Annotated in this window: 14 protein-coding genes and 1 pseudogene; 5 read left to right on the top strand and 10 right to left on the bottom strand. The window is 36.2% G+C overall.

Annotation, left to right across the window (positions count from 1 at the left end; all coding sequences use genetic code 11):
* From F6K40_RS15180 to F6K40_RS15140, 9 genes and pseudogenes are all read right to left on the bottom strand, one after another.
* A partial coding sequence (locus tag F6K40_RS15180) for a hypothetical protein (RefSeq protein WP_293137212.1) occupies positions 1–1,255 on the bottom strand: 1,255 nt, incomplete at its 3' end.
* 8 nt (positions 1,256–1,263) lie between these two features.
* Positions 1,264–1,761, bottom strand: a complete 498-nt coding sequence (locus tag F6K40_RS15175; protein WP_293137210.1) for a phage tail protein — start codon at positions 1,759–1,761, stop codon at positions 1,264–1,266.
* A gap of 287 nt (positions 1,762–2,048) precedes the next feature.
* Positions 2,049–2,189: pseudogene (locus F6K40_RS15170) on the bottom strand (DUF6760 family protein); the annotation flags it as partial.
* A 20-nt stretch (positions 2,190–2,209) separates the two neighbouring features.
* A complete protein-coding gene (locus F6K40_RS15165; protein WP_293137206.1) occupies positions 2,210–2,572 on the bottom strand; it encodes a phage tail assembly protein in 363 nt (120 codons plus the stop codon).
* Between the two features lie 378 nt (positions 2,573–2,950).
* The gene (locus tag F6K40_RS15160) at positions 2,951–3,391 is read right to left on the bottom strand and encodes a phage tail protein (protein ID WP_293137204.1); all 441 of its coding nucleotides are present in this window, start codon (positions 3,389–3,391) and stop codon (positions 2,951–2,953) included.
* A 480-nt stretch (positions 3,392–3,871) separates the two neighbouring features.
* Positions 3,872–4,996: a phage tail sheath family protein gene (locus F6K40_RS15155; RefSeq protein ID WP_293137202.1), complete on the bottom strand. Its 1,125-nt coding sequence runs from the start codon at positions 4,994–4,996 to the stop codon at positions 3,872–3,874.
* Positions 4,997–5,040: 44 nt separating this feature from the next.
* Positions 5,041–6,396: a phage tail sheath subtilisin-like domain-containing protein gene (locus F6K40_RS15150; protein ID WP_293137200.1), complete on the bottom strand. Its 1,356-nt coding sequence runs from the start codon at positions 6,394–6,396 to the stop codon at positions 5,041–5,043.
* Positions 6,397–6,422: 26 nt separating this feature from the next.
* Positions 6,423–7,058 carry a carboxypeptidase regulatory-like domain-containing protein gene (locus F6K40_RS15145; RefSeq protein WP_293137198.1) on the bottom strand — a complete coding sequence of 212 codons (636 nt, stop codon included), beginning with the start codon at positions 7,056–7,058 and terminating at the stop codon, positions 6,423–6,425.
* A gap of 19 nt (positions 7,059–7,077) precedes the next feature.
* Positions 7,078–7,668, bottom strand: coding sequence for a Pvc16 family protein (locus F6K40_RS15140; RefSeq protein ID WP_293137196.1), 591 nt, complete (start codon positions 7,666–7,668; stop codon positions 7,078–7,080).
* Positions 7,669–8,405: 737 nt separating this feature from the next.
* On the opposite strand from F6K40_RS15140, the gene F6K40_RS15135 reads away from it, so the two are divergent.
* The 3 genes from F6K40_RS15135 to F6K40_RS15125 all read left to right on the top strand — a co-directional run bounded on the left by F6K40_RS15135 (position 8,406) and on the right by F6K40_RS15125 (position 10,654).
* Entirely contained in the window at positions 8,406–9,494 is a 1,089-nt protein-coding gene (locus F6K40_RS15135; RefSeq protein WP_365671544.1) for a retropepsin-like aspartic protease, read from the top strand.
* A 467-nt stretch (positions 9,495–9,961) separates the two neighbouring features.
* The gene (locus tag F6K40_RS15130) at positions 9,962–10,174 is read left to right on the top strand and encodes a hypothetical protein (RefSeq protein WP_293137194.1); all 213 of its coding nucleotides are present in this window, start codon (positions 9,962–9,964) and stop codon (positions 10,172–10,174) included.
* Positions 10,175–10,237: 63 nt separating this feature from the next.
* On the top strand, positions 10,238–10,654 hold the full coding sequence (locus tag F6K40_RS15125; RefSeq protein WP_293137192.1) for a hypothetical protein: 417 nt from the start codon (positions 10,238–10,240) through the stop codon (positions 10,652–10,654).
* Here F6K40_RS15125 and F6K40_RS15120 read toward each other — a convergent pair.
* Positions 10,622–11,275: a cupin domain-containing protein gene (locus F6K40_RS15120; protein WP_293137190.1), complete on the bottom strand. Its 654-nt coding sequence runs from the start codon at positions 11,273–11,275 to the stop codon at positions 10,622–10,624. The two genes, F6K40_RS15125 and F6K40_RS15120, sit on opposite strands and share 33 nt — an antisense overlap.
* Positions 11,276–11,916: 641 nt before the next feature.
* Between F6K40_RS15120 and F6K40_RS15115 the strand changes: the two genes are divergently transcribed.
* The gene (locus F6K40_RS15115) at positions 11,917–12,495 is read left to right on the top strand and encodes an RNA 2'-phosphotransferase (protein WP_293137188.1); all 579 of its coding nucleotides are present in this window, start codon (positions 11,917–11,919) and stop codon (positions 12,493–12,495) included.
* A gap of 560 nt (positions 12,496–13,055) precedes the next feature.
* Positions 13,056–14,261 carry an AAA family ATPase gene (locus F6K40_RS15110; protein WP_293137186.1) on the top strand — a complete coding sequence of 402 codons (1,206 nt, stop codon included), beginning with the start codon at positions 13,056–13,058 and terminating at the stop codon, positions 14,259–14,261.
* The last annotated feature ends 1,571 nt before the right edge of the window (positions 14,262–15,832 follow it).

The following is a 15,832-nucleotide window of genomic DNA, read 5'->3' as shown; positions in this document are numbered from 1 at the left end:
GTAACGGCATTTCTGAATTTGCTAATTCCTCAGAAATCGGTTGTGGAGAAACTAACGGTATTTCTGATGGGGAAATAGAAGTTTGATTAATTCTTTCTGTCTCTTGTTGACTCGAACTTGATGAAATATTTGAATTTAACTCTGAACTATTTGACGAATCAATAAATTTTCCTTGTAACGGCATTTCTGAAATCTTAGCTAATTCCTCAGAAATCGGTTGTGGAGAAACTAACGGTATTTCCGATGAGGAAATAGAAGTTTGATTAATTCTTTCTGTCTCTTGTTGACTCGAACTTGATGAAATATTTGAATTTAATTCTGAAATATTTGACGAGTCAACAAATTTTCCTTGTAACGGCATTTCTGAATTTGCTAATTCCTCAGAAATCGGTCGTGGAGAAACTAACGGTATTTCTGATGGGGAAGTAGAAGTTTCATCAATTATTTTTGCCTGTTCTTTCCTAGAGGTTGATGAAATTTTGGGATTTAATTCTGAAGTATTTGACGAGTCGATAAATTTTCCTTGTAACGGCATTTCTGAAATCTTAGCTAATTCCTCAGAAATCGGTCGTGGAGAAACTAACGGTATTTCTGATGGGGAAATAGAAGTTTGATTAATTCTTTCTGTCTCTTGTTGACTCGAACTTGATGAAATATTTGAATTTAACTCTGAACTATTTGACGAGTCGATAAATTTTCCTTGTAACGGCATTTCTGAAGTCTTAGCTAATTCCTCAGAAATCGGTTGTGGAGAAACTAACGGTATTTCCGATGGGGAAATAGACCTTTGATTAACTTCAGTTTCTAAAGAAAAAGAGGGAGTTATTTCATCCGCAAAATTAGAACTTGATAAATCTGTTAAATTTTGAACAGCTATAGTCTTATTATCTTTTTGAACTGGTTTCTCCAGAGAAGAATCTTCTTTTCGCTGAATGATAGGAACTGAAGACTGATTTTTAGATTTATTAGACACCTGAACATTATCTTTTCCAGTCCCAATTTCCTGTTCCCTTGCTGATGAAACAGGTTCTGCATAAACAATAGGAACAGCATCATAGGATACGCTAGTATTATTACCCCAACGTCCCATTTGTTCACTCAAGAGAGGTACCCGATTTAAAAAGCGATCGCTACGATTTATTATCCCCTGACTCATCGCCATTTTTATTATTCCTGGTTGATGTAAGGGACGAGTAAGGCGATTTACCAAACTATAATTGAGGGAATTTTCCCAATTTGATGAAACATTTTTCATAACCTTTGTTATCCAAAAAATCTACCGTACTTAGAAATTCCTTGATGTACCAGTTCAATTTTTTCTACAGCAATTTCATCGCTACTCGCGTTCAATTGTGGTCCTTCCCACTTAACGGGATATGCCTTTTTTACCGTCCACCACCTTACCGGAAATTGCTGACTATTAAGCAACAAAATTGTACCATTTAATTGTTCAATCAATCCTTGAGTTGTTGCTTGATACCAGGTATAAAACAAATCAGTCTTAACCAATCCCCGACTTAAAACCAAATTCGGATAAGTAGTATGTTTAGGAAATTTATGTACAAAACCATTTAATCCCCCTTCCTCATAAGATTCCAATTCTATTTCACTACTTAAACCACTAACTTCACTAAAACCACCAACAACAACTCCACCAATTTCTACGGCAAAATTATAACTCATGTAGGGGTCGTGTCCTAGTAAACTTGAAGTAGAACCTGCAAGTAAAGCTGCTTTCAGTGCGAGAAATTTTAGATTCATCCGTTCCTCCTTCGTTAATGAATAATGAATAATGAATAATTAGGACTTGCTTATTAAATATCAAAGCATTGACAGATACGGGTTTTAGCAATTTTAACCCCTGAAAAAGTGTGAGCTTTTCAGTGGATAGAGCTGAAAAAGTGAGGATTTTAAGGTAATGCGAGACAGAAAAATCACAAATTAAATTCTTCCTCCTGCCTTATCTAAATTCCCCATTCCTCCTGTCTCCTGTCTCCTGTCTCCTGTCTCCTACCCTTGCTAAAAGACTTTATTCAGCAAACCCTTAATTATCCATTATTATCATTTAGTCGCTGATTAATTTGTGCTACTTGTCCTACCCACTGCTGACGTTCTCGGTGTTCCATTGTCATAATCTGTTCATAAGACCAATGAAAATGATATGCCAGATAAGCTACCTCCTCCATGAGTCTTTCTAGGGGGTAGCTAACTACTCCCCCATAGGAGTAGTTTCCACCTCAAACTCACCACCACAATGAGGACAAGCTACCCGGAGGCGACTATGACCATTTTGGTTAATTCTTTGATAAAAATCTTGCAAGTAAACAAAATCTCCCGAAAATAAACCCTCAATTACCTTAGTATTAATTTGCTCTAAAGTTCCAAGCTTAACTATAGTCCTTGCTAAGAGAATAATCACCAAATAACCAGGATTTTTCTGCACCCTTGGATCTCGCATCGGGGCAATTTCATCATAAGCTGTAGAAAGCCTCATAATGCCTTCTTTGTGGGTATTACCTTCCGAATCGAGATATCCTTGGGGTAAGATAAAAGGAAATTCTGTTTGCTGCATGATTTTCAAGTCAAAAGTTATGTCAAATGAACGCTATTGGTAGTAGTGGACTGTTTCATCTAAAACTGTGCATGATTATTTTAGGTTGTGGGAAGACAAGGAAGACAAGGAGGACAAGGAAGACAAGGTGGTAAGGGAGAAAAAAGCCTATTGCATCATTTAAGATGAAACAGTCCAGTAGTAGACTGACACAGCTAAAACTGTGCAATAGATTTTTGTTTTTAGATATCTTTTCCTCCCCACCCTCCCACACTTCCCACACTTCCCACCCTCCCCATCTAACGCACCATTTAAGGTGTGTCAGTCCAGTAGGGTGTGTTAGCGCGCTTAGTAACGCACCAATACTCTATATATGCCTTTGCGTAAATCCTGACTGTATTAACCTATGGTAATTCCTTCGTGAACTAATTCCAGAGTTTCTATGGAAATTTCATCAGAAGTAGCATTAAAATCTGGAGCATTCCAAGTAGTAGGCCAGCAATTTTCTAAATTCCACCTGATTTTTTCTTCTCCTTTGTCGTCTGCCAAAATAATGGAAAGATTGCGCCTATCTGTCTCTCCATTTTGTAATTTTTTGTGCCATTCCCACAGTTCTTGATTATCAGTAAATCCTCGTTTTAAGGTAATATTCCCATAATCATTCAGACCAGGAACTTTACGCTTCCCTAACGATTTATCTGTTCCTTCTCTATAATCACTTGTATTGCGAGTAGCTGTTAAACCGCTACATTCACTAAAACCAGCATGAACAATACCATCCCATTCAACCCAGAAATTATATCCACTGTAGGGATCATGGGGATTAGAAAGTGTTGGCATAAAATAACCTCCTTTACTCAGTTATCAGTTATCAGTTATCAGTACCTATCCTCTGCCTTCACCCAGAGGTTTGAAACCTGATTTTTTGCTCAAAAGTTCGATATTTCCACAAATAAAACGTTCCGCTAACTTTGACAAGCAGGACGTATTTTATTATTAGGACTTATATCAAATCCGCTTGCTTTGGAGAATAAGGTTCTACCATCAGAAAAGAGCGAAAAATCCTAGTTTGTAGAGGATTTGGAGACCAAACCCCTACGGTCTTGAATTATAAGGATACTACCGGATTTGATATTACGCAGAAACCGGGTTTCTTTACGGAAATTTCGTGGTTTGAACAACAAGATCACAGCAATCAACCCGGTTTCTTGGTTGCGCGTGCGTAAGTCCTGTTCTTATTAGGACTTACACAAACTCTTAGACAATACCCTACCTGTAGAGGGCAAATGCCATTTGCCAGATTCTAAAATCGGGAGCATATCAAGTAAGTGTAATTCCACTACTACTTTGAACCAGCAAAAGTTGAATAAATTCTCCCGGAATAGTCGGTGCTAAACCAACTTCTGCTATTACCTGTCCCATCTCTCGATTTTCAGGGGGATTGGTTTCTTCATCACATTTCACATAAAATGCTTCTTGAGGAACAGCACCTTGGATCGCTCCTTGTTGCCACAAAGATTCACAATAAACACTTAATTCCCTTTCCAGTCGCACCCATAAACGGAAATCATTGGGTTCAAACACTGTATCCGTTAGGTTCTGATTTGCCCACCGTCCAAAAGTGATAAATAAGCGACGGACGTTGACATATTGCCATTCAGAAAGGGAACTCAGAGTTCGTACTCCCCAGACTCGTATCCCTCGTCCTCGTAAGCTACGAATACAATTGATTCCTGGTTCATTTTCAGGATTAAGCTGTGCTTGCTCTGTTGGAGTTAAGGAAAAACTCAAATCCAGTACCCCTTCAAGTTCTATATTGGCAGGTGCGCCATGTATTCCAACTGTTCTATCAGAACTAGCATATATCCCAGCAATATGACCGCAGGGAGGAATGGACTTCGGGTTACTGGAATTTGTCAGATTTTCGATTTTTAGCCAAGGTGCATATAATGCTCCATTTAGACTCGAAAGTTGCTGTCTTTGCGAGTTTAGTTTTCCAATATCATTTAAACCATCAAGAATGGCAAAGCGATCGCCCATACGGTCACAATGTTCTAAAACAGTTTGCTGCATTTGAACAATTTCTGCTTCTGTTTTCAGCATGATGTCTGGAACACAAACTAAATCAATATTTTCTAGGATTTCGCTTGCTTCTAAACCTTCTTGCAGTGCCTTAAGAGTATTATCTGCTAAAGCAATGACATAACAAAGACGACCTCCATTGTCAAAAAAACCTTTGACTGCATCTCGCAAATATTCCTCGCTCTCTCGCAAACTAGGAAAATAGTGGTCAAACTGAGTCCCCAAAGTTACCTTTTGGGGTTCATTATGGTGTTCGTCTGCCAAACCAAAGAATACCGGAACACCAGTCAGTAATTCAGGTTCTGGTGTTGGAACAATATCCTTGAGTTCTATGCCTGGTATTTTTTGCTCTTTAGTTTGCATAAATGTTAGTTCGTATCCTCAAATGACCTATTTATTGCCTATTGTCACGAACCAGACCATTGACTGAGACGGAAAATTACAAATTCTGCGGGTTTAATAACTGCTACGCCAATTTCTGTGATAACTTGACCCAAATCCCGAACTTCAGCAGGGTTAGTTTCTGCATCACATTTGACATAAAAAGCTTCTTGGGGTGTTGTACCAAATAATGCTCCATTGCGCCATTCGTTCGTCAAAAAAGCACTAATATTACGACGAATTTTTGCCCAGAGTTCGGAGTCATTGGGTTCAAAGACTGTCCACTGAGTTCCTTGATCAATCGAGTCTCGCAGATAACTAAACTGACGGCGAATATTTACATATTTAAACTCTCCGTTAGCATCACCCCCCAAAGTTCGCGCACCCCAAACTCGAATATTTCCGTTTAATTTGCGAATGCAGTTAATCCCATCGGGGTTGAGTCCGTCTTGTTTGGCTTTACTCAGGTTATATTCTAATTCTAATGCCCCTAAAATTGTTTCATTTGCAGGTGCTTTGTGGACTCCCCTTTGTCCATCCACCCGTGCATAAACTCCGGCAATATGACCACTGGGAGGAACATAAATATTACTATTACTAGCAGGATCGTAAACTTGAATCCAGGGGAAATACAAAGCTGCATAGGTAGAATTGAAGGTTTTCAGGGTATCAACAACTCCTGTAGCGCTAAGGTCGATGCTCTCTACACTATCACTATCTAGGATAGCAATGCGATCGCCCATTTTTTCACAGTGGTCTTTAATATCACTGCTCAACGTTAGGTTTCCTGGGGCCACAACAATGGTAATTTCATCAATAGCTTCAAAATCCTCCAAAACACCGCCAACTTCACTTTGGTCAGTTATCCAGGTTACATAACAACGAGTTCCCCCATTTCTGAAAAAACCATAAACCGCATGAGCTAAGGTGTTTTGTCCTAGAGTATCACCACTAGGGGGGAAAAAATCACCAAAGAAGTTCTTAAATTCACTAAAGTTAGTACAGAGTTTAATTTCTCCTTTTATTGATTGATTGAGATAGTAATCAACAGTAATTTCCTCATTAGATGCAGGTGCAGTTGCAAATACAATTTGAGACTTTTTGGCAATGTCGTCATTTACAAGGGAAACGCCACTTGCTTGATTACTATCAACCTCAACATTAAATCCAGAATTTACAACTGGATAATTGCTTAGAGGAAAACTTGTTTCTGCACCATCTCCACTTCCCACCTTCTCTCCAACGACATTATTAAAGTTATATGATTCTGTCATACTAATTGTGCCGATAAAAGCAGCAATACTTGTTCCTACCCCTACTATGGGAGCAGAACCGGAAGCAATTTCTTCTACATAAACACCGGGCGACAAATAAGTAGGCATTTAATGAACTCCTAGATTATGTTGTACTAATTTGCTTGACGCTCAAGAAATAAATTCTTTTCAGTTACCTTTGTTAGATCGACATCAACTACTTCAGAAACCTCATCATAACCAGTAGCAGATACATTTAGTGTTACCTTGTTGTTTTTCTGAAGTGTTGAAATTTCTACACCTAAGCGGTAGTTCCCCTGAAAATTACTTAACGTAAATTCTGTACTTTTGTCAACTTGTATTTTGGCTAAACCTATTCCTTCGTTGGAATCAGAATCTATAACCTGACCTTGAATTCCAACTGGGAATAAATCAATATCATCTATGACCGTTATAATTCTATTGCTAGAGTCTTCTTCTACAGTAAAATCTTTGGTACCATATTGACTCCTACTTCCAGGTACAGAAGCTGCAAGAGTATATATACCTTGAGGTAAATCAACAAAGTAAAAATAACCATCACTAGCTGTGATTTTTCGGTCAGGCCGATCGCTCATTTTTTCCCACTGCAAACCGTATTGCAAGGCTTTCAGGGATAAAATTTCTTGGAATTTATCTGGCATTGCGATTATTTCTACCATCGCCCCAGAAATTGGTTTTTCCGTTTCCCCTTCTTCTAAAACCCTACCAGCGATCGCTATCTGTAGGTTAGATATAATCATATTAAGCATGATTACTTTCCTTAGTCAACTATTGAGAGTTAGGTTGAGCAACTCCTACCAATGCCACTTCTTCTCCTGCTTCATCTACAGGAACAGAAATGGTAACGGTACAATGCAATACAACCTTGGGTTTTGTCCCATCTTTTCCTCCCATTGCTTGCCATAACTCCCCAAAACTTTGTACATTACTAGGACGTAAACTAATTAGTCTCATGGGGATTTCTTGTCCTTCAAAGTCATTTTCCACAACATAAGTTTCAGGAATTTTTCTATGGCGCAGTAACACCTTCATAACTTCTCCCAAAAGTTCATGTTCTGTCTGGATATCATCTTCATTTTGAGGCCAAGCAGTAATTAGATATGAACAATCTATCCTAGCAGGGGGACGTTTTTTGAGAGCTTTACCATTATTTTGCCGTTCGACTGACCAACTACTGCTGCGTAATTCCAAGTTCTCTCGCACGTCGTAGAGAAAACAATTAATTGCTGGCTTGTTTTCGATCGTCCCTTGATAGGGTGTATCAAAACTAATAGTAATTTTTGTATCTCCTGTTGAAGGAAGTACTTGGATTTCACTCTCCAGTAGGGATTTTAAGGTATCATCTAAATATTGAAGCATGATTAAAGATTATGACTTTCCTAGGTTGAGGACTGCTTCATAAATATGTTTTTTGTCTCGAGCTAACTTGATATTGACAATATTTTCACATACTTTAGTTTAAGGATAAAATTATCTTAATAGTTATCTGACTAATAAATACATTACATTTTATTAAGAGAGTTTTTGTTAAAAAAAGCTGAAGATAAGTATCTTCTCATTGATGAAGTGGTAAGAACTGCTTTGTTGCACAAAAGACGATTAGAGGTTATAAAAATCAAGATGGTCATTTCAGTTATCAGTTATCAGTTATCAGCGAACCTCCGACTAAAATCAAAGACTTGAAATACTGAATTAAACATTTTTTTAATCCCATTAAAAGGGGAGGCTTTAGACCTCATTTTTTGGTAAAAAAAACTACAGTCAGTAGATATGATTCAACAATTAATAATGAATAATGAATAATTAATAATTACCTCTCCTTGAAACTGATAGGATTGACTAATTATGAAAATTTTTATTTATTATCCCCTATCTAAGGGGCAGGGTCAATTTATTCTCTGGCGACAAAGAATGAGCAATGCTTAAAAGGGGAGGCTTTAAACCCAAATTTTTCGGTAAGTCGAAGTCTCAGCTATCATGCTTCTCTAAAACAAAGAGAAAGTCCTTCAAATAGCGACTTTGAAATATATGTAGTTTTTCCTAAACTGATTATCAATTTAAACCAAGCATTACACCGCACCAGGAGGTAACTTACAATTAGCAACAGTACAATAAGAGCTATCAAAATTATTATTATTGGCGCTATTAGCTGCATAATTATTTCCCCTAGTTTAGCTCTAATAAGACCTATTGTTTGGCAAAAAAATGTAGCGATCGCTCCAACAAAACCTAATTTCCTAAAAAATGGTAAAAGGAATTATATCCCTACTTACCAACACACATTAATTGGAGCCATTGTACAACTAGAAGGTCTCAATTTACCCAGCCCAAAAGTAACAGGAAGAGCAAATATTCCCCTAAAATTTTTAGGCGGCGGAACAGCTTTTACTTTAACAGCAACTATTGGGGAAAAATCGGGTAATTTTTTATTAGATACAGGAGCTTCGACTACAATCATTTCAACAGAAACAATCAAAGAATTAGGGTTAACAGGAGAAGCTATACCACAAGAACTTTTAACTTCTGCAGTAGCAGGAGATGAGTGCCCAGAAATGAAAGCTAATTTGCATCGTTTACCTGTATTAAAAATTGATAATGTTAAAGTCGAAAAATTAACAGGTTTAGAATTTACTACTACTATAATGCCAGAGGGATTATCAGGAGTTTTGGGAATGGATATTCTCAGTAATTTTGATTTAGAAATAATTCCTCAAACCCAAGAATTACGATTACTATCTCCAACTCTAATACCTGCTGAAAATATTAAAGATGCTATCCCACTTAAATCTAAGTTAGGAGTAATGTTAGCTGAGGTAGAAATTAATGGCAAAGGTCCGTTTATTTTTATGTTAGATACGGGAGCAGAAAGTATTTTTATTTCTCAGAAATTAGCTAGTCAGTTAAAAATTTCTGCTGCGGAAAGACAGGAAATTCGAGTCCAGGGTTTTTGTGGAATTGAAATGGCAGAATATGCTTCCTTAGCTAAAGTTAAAATGGGAAATTATGAGCTGGCAAACTTAGAAACAGTAATTTTGTCTTCCCCAGTGTTGAAGTTATTAGAAGTTGATGGAATTTTAGGGCAAAACTTTTTGAACAATTATCAGCAATATTGGCGTTTTAATCAAAAAAATCCAGAAAACTTTCCAGCAGAAGGCAGTTTATTATTAACAGGAAATAGGGAATAGGGGTAAGCATTCTTTCTCCCGTAGGGACGTTTCGCTGCGCGAAATGAGTAATGAGTAATGAGTAATGAGTAATGAGTAATGAGGGAAGAAGAGGGAATTTTAAGCTATCAAGAAGAGAAAGTTTTTTTATCACGCTCTTATCCGGACATGATATTATTAGCTCGTTAGTTGGTGGAGGTTTGCTGAAAAAGTCTTATGAGTAAGGGTAGGAGTCAGGAGACAGGAGACAGGAGACAGGAGGAATGGGGAATGAGAAGGCAGGAGGAAGAATTTAATTCGTGATTTTTCTGCCTCGCGTCAACCCTTTCATCCTCACTTTTTAAGCATGAAGCAGCTCACGCACCAGGTATTTCTGACGATCAAAAAGCCTCAAACCTTGCTCTTTCAATACTTTTAGATTTAATCAGCAAGCCCTAAATAATCGCTATCAACTAAGTAAAGATACCAAGACTTGGGAAAAAGAAAAATTGTGGGAAGGTTATCAAAAGTGTATTTCTAATTTAAACTTAATTGATGGTTTATTGACAAATATTAGTGCAGAAGGCGAGGTAAACTATGTTTTGAAAAAAGAAGACAGAGAAAAAATATTTACTCTATATTCAGAAATATATCCTTATCTATATTGGATAATGTATAATCATCCAAATCCTCAATCAAAAGAAATACAAACATTAAAATAAGCAGTCAAAAAACGTTTCTCTTTTGAACTTTTAATTCTTCTGATACAAGAGCTTACTAAGTTAATGGTTAACGATCCTAGACTTTTTCAAAATCATCAGTCAAAAACTGTTTATACAAATGAATTTCAGCAGCAGGATGTAGCAGAAGCAGCAAAAGATATTCAAGAATTACTAAAGCAACTAGACGAAACTTATCCATCGGATACAACGGCGGGTAAAATGAAAATTGCTACAGAAGTAATTACACAAATTGATAATAATCCAACTAAGGAACAAAGAATGTTAAGTGCTATGAAAGCTGGTGGAGTTACTGCTGTCGAACAACTTATTAATCATCCTGCTTCTAGTTTTATTATAGCAGCATTGGAAGATTGGCAAAAGAGTAAATCAGGAATAATAGTCACTCTAGTAGGGTGCGTTGCGCACCCTACTCCTTACTCTCTATTCTTAATTAAGATGTCCAATTTTGCGATAAATTAAGCAATTTTCATAGCTAGATAGAGTATGAATATATCCTGGTGGATTCCGCAACCATGTTCCTTTGGGATAAGTACCTTCTTCATCCTTCAATACACCTTCAAGGACAAAAATTTCTTCACCTCCCCTATTCTCACTGCTGGGGAGGGTTGTACCTGCTGCTAATTTTATCATAGCAACCTGTTCAGTCTGATACCTATGTAATGGCATTAGTTGTAACCCGGCAATTTCTCCTGGGAACCACTTTGCTTGAGTGGTAGAGATGACAACCCGTTGTTGATCTTCTGGTTCCATTTGCCGGAGTTTCACCAAAATAGTACAACCATCTTTACTATGGGGAGTATGACTAGAATTCACTGGGTTACGGACATAAGTTCCTGGTGCATAGTCCCCATGTTCATCGGAAAATATTCCATCAAGTACCAAAAATTCTTCTCCTCCACCGTGAGTATGAGCTGAGAAGTAACTACTAGGAGCATACCGAACGATAGAGGTTGCCCGTGCCACTTCCTCTCCGTCACGCTCTAACATCCGTCGTTGCACCCCTGCCATTGGTGAATCTCTCCAAGGCAAGTCTTCAGTAAACACAACAACACGCTCTTTTAAATCAGCATTTAGTTTCATACAGTTACCTCAATAATAATTTCTGTCAAGATTAACAGCTACTTTCATTAATTGATAATTGATAATTGATAATTACCTCTGGTTAAAACCGTAACGGAATTGAATTGAATATAACGAAATATTATTTCTTTTCTCAAGGGTAGATTGGATATGTCGCTCCGCGAAAGGACCGCTTTAAAAGGAGAGGTTTTATACCTTTATTTTTCGGTAAATTATATCAAATCAGGTTAATGCCAAATTAATATAGCGTTTCCCAAGCTCTCGGAGGTACAGTTGTTTTTCTTCTTTATCTATTCCTACGAAATCAGAATTACTATTCCCTATTCCCTATTCCCTATTCCCTATTCCCTATTCCCTATTCCCTAAAACCAAAGAATTTTGTACTTCACGCTTTTTGGGAATTGCTGTATGAATGCTTTAGTCAGAGTAATAATTTAACTTTTACCTTGGAATTTTTGATTTTTTAGTGTTTCTATACCTATCCTTGACACTTCTTATATTTCTGTTGTAGCATAAGAGTAACATTAAGCTCAATCTTGCCATCTATTATTTTTAATGCTCTAGACAAAATCAACCATATCAAAATTAAATTGCTAATTCAAATAAATAAAAATTTATTGTGAAAAATAATAAATAGTAGTATGAACAATTCTCGTCTAGTAAAAATTAGTAAGTATTTGAGTTTTGTATTGAGGCACCACCCCGAAAAAATAGGTATTAAACTCGATCCTCATGGTTGGGTTGCTATAGAAGAACTATTGATTGCAGCTAAACATGATAACTTTCCTATCTGGGAAACAGAACTTTATACAGTTGTAGAAAAAAATGATAAAAAACGATTTTCTCTAGATTCTAGTGGTACTCTTATTCGTGCTAACCAAGGACACAGTGTCGAAGTAGATTTACAATTAGAACCACAAATACCTCCAGATATACTTTATCATGGCACAGGAAGTCATGCAATCGACTCAATTAAAAAAACTGGTTTACAAAAAATGTCAAGACATCATGTTCATTTATCCAATGATGTTAATAAAGCTATAAATGTAGCTAAAAGAAGAAGTGGAAAACCTATGATATTAGTTGTAGATGCCATGGCAATGTCTCAAGATAGTTATCACTTTTACCTTTCTGCAAATCATGTTTGGTTAGTTGATGAAGTACCCCCTAGATATTTGCAAATTTCATCTATTTTAAGGAGAGAAAAAAGGCTATTCTAGTTAGAGTATAATTAAAAAGTAGTTATATAATAGAATAAGTAAAAGGAAAAAACTATTTTAAATTAATAATTTTTAGGTAAGCATTCAGCGGTCAGCTATTAGCTAGCTTCTTGGAGAGGAACTGCCTCTTTCTAGGGTAGCTCTCACTTTTTCCTGACGGAATGCTCCGCAAACATGTCGCGCAGCGAAAGCGAAACGTTAACAGCTTCATTACTTTGAAAATAGGAAAAAGCAGTTGAGAGGTTTCAAAGAATTAAAAGTATGGATCAAAGTCTATCAGCTAACCTTAATAGTCTAGTCTATAGAGCTACATTGTTTATTTTTATTGCTGAGAGCTGACTGCTGACTGCTAATAGCTGAATGCTTACATTTTTAGTGTTTGAAAATCTCAAATATCAAAGACTTTAAATATTTAAAAAATTGGCACAAGGGTATTGAGGCAATCTAGCGCTACACCCAAGCAAAAGTCATCTTAAATCTATAATTATGAAGTGTAGATTTATTATGGTATTATATTATCTTCAAATAAAATTTTTGCATAAGTAGAATATCAACAAACTATGGGAACAGGATACTTCGGCAATAAACAAAATTATCAACCAAATAATCCTCAAAATAAAGGATTACTAGGAGCAGGTTGGCGACCACTTTACCGAGAATTTGATTGGGAATATTTCTCGCATTTATTATCTAACGATCCTTGGGAAGTTAGCCAAAAAACTCTTGATATACTTAGTGATATTGCTGATGCTTTAGGTCGTAATCAATTTCCTTGGTGGGCGAATATATTGAGCATTTTTTCAGAAAGTACACGATACGAATTTGATGAATTTTGGGATTATATAACTCCTCAACCTCCAACTCCAGATTATCGTTATCAAGATTTATTGACCATAGAAACTCCTGTTATACGAACTATTACAAGAGACAGCATCCCAATTGAATATGCTCTGAATAGATTTCAAGAAATTACTATTTTTAAAATTCTTGATTTATTGGGTAAACCTGACATAATTACCCAATCATTTATGGAAAGAAATTTTTATTATCCCATAGAAAGATTTGTCAGTTGGGAACGCCTAGAAACTTTAGGTATAGTATATAGCTATTGGTCAAAATATTGCTGTTGGTTACAAATAGAAACTTATGAAAAAGGCAGACGTTACTACAGTTTAATTTCTAAAGATGTAGCACCACTGGTGAGAAAATCAACTTGCAATATGGCAGTTATGGTAAGTGGTTATCAATGTCGTATAGGACAGGTTCAAAGTCAATTTCCTATTAATACATTTCCTCAAGATATTCAAAACTTTACTGAGAAAGTACAGCAAGAAATTTTTGTACAAAATCAATTAGCTATATTAATAAGTGGAGAACCAGGAACAGGTAAAACAGCTTGGACTCAAGCAGTAGCAAAAGAGATTTTAGTTCCTCTAGGATATGTAATTTTTATCTTGGATCATGATGCAGTAGAAAATTTTGTACCACCAACATATTTAGAGCAGATTTGTCTGATTATTAATGAGGCAGATAATTTAGCTCAAGACCGCTCTCTGGAAGTGGCACAAACTAATAGTAAAACAGAACATATTCTTAGTTTGTTAGATGGTACTTTATATCAAAGCGTAGTAGATGAATCGGGAATTAATCATCAGCATAAATTAGTTGTTTTAATGACTTGTAATACTAAAGACAGACTAGATTCGGCGGTTTTACGCAAAGGTAGAGTAGATTTAATGTATGAATTTACTTACCGTTTTGTCTAGGAGTTGGTGTAGGCGAGAAAATATTAGTTTATTCCTAATTTATACAAAAAAATCAGAAGGTTTATTGATTTTGGATATGTTCAACAATTAATAACTAATAATGAGTAATTAGTAATTAATTATTACTTATTCTGTAATATAGTCATTTCAAATAAGGATGAAACACTTTTTTCAATGAAACACTTTCAAGGAAAGAAACACTCGTCCTAGTCTTATTCAGAATGACTATAGAAGGATTAACCAAAAGGATTTTTTTTCTTCTCTTGGTAGATTGGATATGGTTAGGCAACCCATCCATCTCACCCTACGGAAAGCTTTGCGCTAGCAAAACGTTTTTCATGTTTGTGAGAGCCGAAAATAACCGCTTTTTCTCCATAAATGGAAAGGCTTTATACCTTAATTTTTCGCTAAGGTATAGTTTAATACTAATTTGTTTTCCCTATTTTCTATTCCCATTACTCCTAAAACTTTGTATCTTATCAACTCCAAAAATGCTGTAATTTTTACAGATTACTAGGAATAAATTATGTAACTGAAAATTGACTGAAAATCAAATAATTATTAAGAAAAGTTAGAACTGTAGTTTGAATTAGGTTAAAATAACAAGAACAATTGTGACAGAGACTTAAATGCTAGCTTAAATCTAACTATGGCCTATGGCGGGCAGTGAGAGCTACGCTCCGCCTTCGGGGAACGTCCGTGACAGCTTGTGGACTGGATAACGCCGACGGTAGGGACGTATTGCTGACGCTTTCGCTCCGCTAACGCTGCGCGACATGTAACGCATTAATGCTCAAGCAACGTCCGTACAGCGGGAATAGAACAGATTATTTACAGAAAATCAGAGATTTATGTAGATAATCGTAGGTTTCTAAGAACGGTTTCGTGTCGCCCTGCAAAACAAAAAACTAGATCGTCTTAGTATCTTCAAATTCCTTCCTCTTCTCTCCTAAATACTGACTCCTCCCTTGTCATCTATAACTATCCAACCGGACATGATATTAGATATTTTTTCCGAAGCACCTAACATCTAGCACCTACGAAGTTTTTTCAGGGTATATAGCAAAAGGTATTTATGCAGAGGGTAGAAGCGAGTGCTAATTGGTGAGGTCTCCATTTCCTTGAGAAACGCGGAGCGAACAGAATGTAAGACGTACATCTGATAGGCAGAAGGAAAAATCTGCCTTTTGACTTCGTTAAGTTTCCTGATATATTCAATCTCTAATAGACATCTCCGATAATGAAAAATCAAATCAATTATTATTCATAAATTATCAATTACTTCCCCTATTCCCTGTTCCCTCTTTTATCGAGATGTCTAATAATTACATTTAATTTGCCTACTTTGCGTATAAGCTATCTGACAAATAGGAAATAATTTTGATTATGATTATTTTCCTGATTATTCTTTCTTAAAGCAGCATAACCTAAATTCTTGATTTTAAATATCCCTAGTACAAGAATTAATCCAAATCAAGACTTTCCCCCCAAAAAAAATCAAGGTTTAAAGCCTCTCCTTTAAACGATAAAAAAGAAAAAAAATTCCTTTTTAACTAATCATATTCTTAAAA

The sequence above is a fragment of the Okeania sp. SIO3I5 genome (assembly GCF_010672085.1).
Lineage (GTDB): Bacteria > Cyanobacteriota > Cyanobacteriia > Cyanobacteriales > Microcoleaceae > Trichodesmium.
The sequence above is the reverse complement of the archived record's forward strand: the minus strand, read 5'-3'. Positions and strand labels throughout refer to the sequence as shown.

Excerpts from the sequence above, each read along its gene's own strand:
- F6K40_RS15175 (WP_293137210.1), bottom strand. The coding sequence starts at position 1,761 with ATGAATCTAAAATTTCTCGCACTGAAAGCAGCTTTACTTGCAGGTTCT.
- F6K40_RS15165 (WP_293137206.1), bottom strand. The coding sequence starts at position 2,572 with ATGCAGCAAACAGAATTTCCTTTTATCTTACCCCAAGGATATCTCGAT.
- F6K40_RS15160 (WP_293137204.1), bottom strand. The coding sequence starts at position 3,391 with ATGCCAACACTTTCTAATCCCCATGATCCCTACAGTGGATATAATTTC.
- F6K40_RS15155 (WP_293137202.1), bottom strand. The coding sequence starts at position 4,996 with ATGCAAACTAAAGAGCAAAAAATACCAGGCATAGAACTCAAGGATATT.
- F6K40_RS15150 (WP_293137200.1), bottom strand. The coding sequence starts at position 6,396 with ATGCCTACTTATTTGTCGCCCGGTGTTTATGTAGAAGAAATTGCTTCC.
- F6K40_RS15145 (WP_293137198.1), bottom strand. The coding sequence starts at position 7,058 with ATGCTTAATATGATTATATCTAACCTACAGATAGCGATCGCTGGTAGG.
- F6K40_RS15140 (WP_293137196.1), bottom strand. The coding sequence starts at position 7,668 with ATGCTTCAATATTTAGATGATACCTTAAAATCCCTACTGGAGAGTGAA.
- F6K40_RS15125 (WP_293137192.1), top strand. The coding sequence starts at position 10,238 with ATGGTTAACGATCCTAGACTTTTTCAAAATCATCAGTCAAAAACTGTT.
- F6K40_RS15120 (WP_293137190.1), bottom strand. The coding sequence starts at position 11,275 with ATGAAACTAAATGCTGATTTAAAAGAGCGTGTTGTTGTGTTTACTGAA.
- F6K40_RS15115 (WP_293137188.1), top strand. The coding sequence starts at position 11,917 with ATGAACAATTCTCGTCTAGTAAAAATTAGTAAGTATTTGAGTTTTGTA.
- F6K40_RS15110 (WP_293137186.1), top strand. The coding sequence starts at position 13,056 with ATGGGAACAGGATACTTCGGCAATAAACAAAATTATCAACCAAATAAT.